The organism is Streptococcus sanguinis SK355 (genome assembly GCF_000212855.1).
In the GTDB taxonomy this organism is placed as follows: domain Bacteria; phylum Bacillota; class Bacilli; order Lactobacillales; family Streptococcaceae; genus Streptococcus; species Streptococcus sanguinis_A.
The window spans coordinates 1-4,899 of record NZ_GL890994.1 but is presented as its reverse complement, the minus strand read 5'-3'; the positions used below and the strand labels follow the sequence as shown (position 1 = coordinate 4,899).

The 4,899-nt window shown below is 50.5% G+C and carries 1 tRNA gene and 2 rRNA genes; all 3 read left to right on the top strand.

The annotated features are described in order from the left end of the window. Positions 1–179 precede the first annotated feature (179 nt). The 3 genes from HMPREF9389_RS00060 to HMPREF9389_RS00070 all read left to right on the top strand — a co-directional run bounded on the left by HMPREF9389_RS00060 (position 180) and on the right by HMPREF9389_RS00070 (position 4,892). Positions 180–1,727 (top strand): 16S ribosomal RNA (locus HMPREF9389_RS00060). Positions 1,728–1,791: 64 nt separating this feature from the next. Then, positions 1,792–1,864: transfer RNA gene (locus HMPREF9389_RS00065), tRNA-Ala, on the top strand. Between the two features lie 127 nt (positions 1,865–1,991). Next, positions 1,992–4,892: ribosomal RNA gene (locus HMPREF9389_RS00070) — 23S ribosomal RNA — on the top strand. Together the 16S and 23S rRNA genes with 1 tRNA gene alongside form the textbook arrangement of a ribosomal RNA operon. Positions 4,893–4,899 lie beyond the last annotated feature (7 nt).

Below are 4,899 nucleotides of genomic sequence, written 5' to 3'. Positions count from 1 at the left end.
GAAAAGGTATTGACAGGGTGGTGGTATAGGTGATATACTAATATAGTTGTCGCGAAAGACAAAGCCCTTTGAAAACTGAACAAGACGAACCAAGTGCAGGGTGACATAGAGATATGTGACCTGTCAAAAAAACGAGAATAAATCTGTCAGTGGACAGTAATGAGTGCGAACTCAAACTTTTTAATGAGAGTTTGATCCTGGCTCAGGACGAACGCTGGCGGCGTGCCTAATACATGCAAGTAGAACGCTGAAGAGAGGAGCTTGCTCTTCTTGGATGAGTTGCGAACGGGTGAGTAACGCGTAGGTAACCTGCCTGGTAGCGGGGGATAACTATTGGAAACGATAGCTAATACCGCATGATATTGAATATCGCATGATAATTGATTGAAAGATGCAATTGCATCACTACCAGATGGACCTGCGTTGTATTAGCTAGTTGGTGAGGTAACGGCTCACCAAGGCGACGATACATAGCCGACCTGAGAGGGTGATCGGCCACACTGGGACTGAGACACGGCCCAGACTCCTACGGGAGGCAGCAGTAGGGAATCTTCGGCAATGGGGGGAACCCTGACCGAGCAACGCCGCGTGAGTGAAGAAGGTTTTCGGATCGTAAAGCTCTGTTGTAAGAGAAGAACGGGTGTGAGAGTGGAAAGTTCACACTGTGACGGTATCTTACCAGAAAGGGACGGCTAACTACGTGCCAGCAGCCGCGGTAATACGTAGGTCCCGAGCGTTGTCCGGATTTATTGGGCGTAAAGCGAGCGCAGGCGGTTAGATAAGTCTGAAGTTAAAGGCTGTGGCTTAACCATAGTATGCTTTGGAAACTGTTTAACTTGAGTGCAGAAGGGGAGAGTGGAATTCCATGTGTAGCGGTGAAATGCGTAGATATATGGAGGAACACCGGTGGCGAAAGCGGCTCTCTGGTCTGTAACTGACGCTGAGGCTCGAAAGCGTGGGGAGCAAACAGGATTAGATACCCTGGTAGTCCACGCCGTAAACGATGAGTGCTAGGTGTTAGGCCCTTTCCGGGGCTTAGTGCCGCAGCTAACGCATTAAGCACTCCGCCTGGGGAGTACGACCGCAAGGTTGAAACTCAAAGGAATTGACGGGGGCCCGCACAAGCGGTGGAGCATGTGGTTTAATTCGAAGCAACGCGAAGAACCTTACCAGGTCTTGACATCCCTCTGACCACTCTAGAGATAGAGTTTTCCTTCGGGACAGAGGTGACAGGTGGTGCATGGTTGTCGTCAGCTCGTGTCGTGAGATGTTGGGTTAAGTCCCGCAACGAGCGCAACCCCTATTGTTAGTTGCCATCATTGAGTTGGGCACTCTAGCGAGACTGCCGGTAATAAACCGGAGGAAGGTGGGGATGACGTCAAATCATCATGCCCCTTATGACCTGGGCTACACACGTGCTACAATGGCTGGTACAACGAGTCGCAAGCCGGTGACGGCAAGCTAATCTCTGAAAGCCAGTCTCAGTTCGGATTGTAGGCTGCAACTCGCCTACATGAAGTCGGAATCGCTAGTAATCGCGGATCAGCACGCCGCGGTGAATACGTTCCCGGGCCTTGTACACACCGCCCGTCACACCACGAGAGTTTGTAACACCCGAAGTCGGTGAGGTAACCGTAAGGAGCCAGCCGCCTAAGGTGGGATAGATGATTGGGGTGAAGTCGTAACAAGGTAGCCGTATCGGAAGGTGCGGCTGGATCACCTCCTTTCTAAGGAGTCCGTAAGGACATACGGAATGCACTTGGGTCTTGTTTAGTTTTGAGAGGGCTATGTGGGGCCTTAGCTCAGCTGGGAGAGCGCCTGCTTTGCACGCAGGAGGTCAGCGGTTCGATCCCGCTAGGCTCCATTATCTAGTTTGACTAGATAAAGAACTTGTCCATTGAAAATTGAATACTGATATCAAATAGTAACAAGAAAATAAACCGAAAACGCTGTGAATATTAATGAGTTTAAGACTGAAAGGTCAAAATTAAGGTTAAGTTAGTAAGGGCGCACGGTGGATGCCTTGGCACTAGGAGCCGAAGAAGGACGTGACAAACGACGAAATGCCTCGGGGAGCTGTAAGTAAGCACTTGATCCGGGGGTGTCCGAATGGGGGAACCCAACAGGTTGATGCCTGTTACCCATTTCTGTTAAGGAAATGAGGAGGAAGACGCAGTGAACTGAAACATCTAAGTAGCTGCAGGAAGAGAAAGCAAAAGCGATTGCCTTAGTAGCGGCGAGCGAAGAGGCAGGAGGGCAAACCGAAGAGTTTACTCTTCGGGGTTGTAGGACTGTAATGTGGACTCAGAATTTATAGAAGAATGACTTGGGAAAGTCAGCCAAAGAGAGTAAGAGCCTCGTATTTTAAATAGATTCTGTACCTAGCAGTATCCTGAGTACGGCGGGACACGTGAAATCCCGTCGGAATCTGGGAGGACCATCTCCCAACCCTAAATACTCCCTAGTGACCGATAGTGAACCAGTACCGTGAGGGAAAGGTGAAAAGCACCCCGGGAGGGGAGTGAAATAGAACCTGAAACCGTGTGCCTACAACAAGTTCGAGCCCGTTAATGGGTGAGAGCGTGCCTTTTGTAGAATGAACCGGCGAGTTACGTTATGATGCGAGGTTAAGTTGAAGAGACGGAGCCGTAGGGAAACCGAGTCTGAATAGGGCGAATTAGTATCATGATGTAGACCCGAAACCATGTGACCTACCCATGAGCAGGTTGAAGGTGCGGTAAAACGCACTGGAGGACCGAACCAGGGCACGTTGAAAAGTGCTTGGATGACTTGTGGGTAGCGGAGAAATTCCAAACGAACTTGGAGATAGCTGGTTCTCTCCGAAATAGCTTTAGGGCTAGCGTCGACATGAAGATTCTTGGAGGTAGAGCACTGTTTGGGTGAGGGGTCCATCCCGGATTACCAATCTCAGATAAACTCCGAATGCCAAAGAATTATGGTCGGCAGTCAGACTGCGAGTGCTAAGATCCGTAGTCGAAAGGGAAACAGCCCAGACCACCAGCTAAGGTCCCAAAATAATTGTTAAGTGGAAAAGGATGTGGGGTTGCACAGACAACTAGGATGTTAGCTTAGAAGCAGCTATTCATTCAAAGAGTGCGTAATAGCTCACTAGTCGAGTGACCCTGCGCCGAAAATGTACCGGGGCTAAAACAATTTACCGAAGCTGTGGATACCTTTTATAGGTATGGTAGGAGAGCGTTCTATGTGTGGCGAAGGTGTACCGTAAGGAGCGCTGGAACGCATAGAAGTGAGAATGCCGGTATGAGTAGCGCAAGACAGGTGAGAATCCTGTCCACCGTAAGACTAAGGTTTCCAGGGGAAGGCTCGTCCGCCCTGGGTTAGTCGGGACCTAAGGAGAGACCGAAAGGTGTATCCGATGGCCAACAGGTTGAGATTCCTGTACTAGAGTATGAAGTGATGGAGGGACGCAGTAGGCTAACTCGTGCGTACGAATGGATGTACGTCTAAGCAGTGAGGCGTGGTATGAGTCAAATGCTTATACCTGTAACGTTGAGCTGTGATGGGGAGCGAAGTTTAGTAGCGAGTGAGTGATGTCACACTGCCAAGAAAAGCTTCTAGCGTTGTATCATACTCTACCCGTACCGCAAACCGACACAGGTAGTCGAGGCGAGTAGCCTCAGGTGAGCGAGAGAACTCTCGTTAAGGAACTCGGCAAAATGACCCCGTAACTTCGGGAGAAGGGGTGCTGACTTTGGTCAGCCGCAGTGAATAGGCCCAAGCAACTGTTTATCAAAAACACAGCTCTCTGCTAAATCGTAAGATGATGTATAGGGGGTGACGCCTGCCCGGTGCTGGAAGGTTAAGAGGAGTGCTTAGCGGTAACGCGAAGGTATGAATTGAAGCCCCAGTAAACGGCGGCCGTAACTATAACGGTCCTAAGGTAGCGAAATTCCTTGTCGGGTAAGTTCCGACCCGCACGAAAGGCGTAATGATTTGGGCACTGTCTCAACGAGAGACTCGGTGAAATTTTAGTACCTGTGAAGATGCAGGTTACCCGCGACAGGACGGAAAGACCCCATGGAGCTTTACTGCAGTTTGATATTGAGTGTCTGTGCCACATGTACAGGATAGGTAGGAGCCTACGAGATCGGGACGCCAGTTTCGATGGAGGCGTTGTTGGGATACTACCCTTGTGTTATGGCCACTCTAACCCGGTAGGTTTATCATCTACGGAGACAGTGTCTGACGGGCAGTTTGACTGGGGCGGTCGCCTCCTAAAAGGTAACGGAGGCGCCCAAAGGTTCCCTCAGACTGGTTGGAAATCAGTCGCAGAGTGTAAAGGTATAAGGGAGCTTGACTGCGAGAGCTACAACTCGAGCAGGGACGAAAGTCGGGCTTAGTGATCCGGTGGTTCCGTATGGAAGGGCCATCGCTCAACGGATAAAAGCTACCCTGGGGATAACAGGCTTATCTCCCCCAAGAGTTCACATCGACGGGGAGGTTTGGCACCTCGATGTCGGCTCGTCGCATCCTGGGGCTGTAGTCGGTCCCAAGGGTTGGGCTGTTCGCCCATTAAAGCGGCACGCGAGCTGGGTTCAGAACGTCGTGAGACAGTTCGGTCCCTATCCGTCGCGGGCGTAGGAAATTTGAGAGGATCTGCTCCTAGTACGAGAGGACCAGAGTGGACTTACCGCTGGTGTACCAGTTGTTCTGCCAAGAGCATCGCTGGGTAGCTATGTAGGGAAGGGATAAACGCTGAAAGCATCTAAGTGTGAAACCCACCTCAAGATGAGATTTCCCATAACGCAAGTTAGTAAGAGCCCTGAGAGAAGATCAGGTTGATAGGTTAGAAGTGGAAGTGTGGTGACACATGGAGCGGACTAATACTAATCGCTCGAGGACTTATCCTAGAATAAG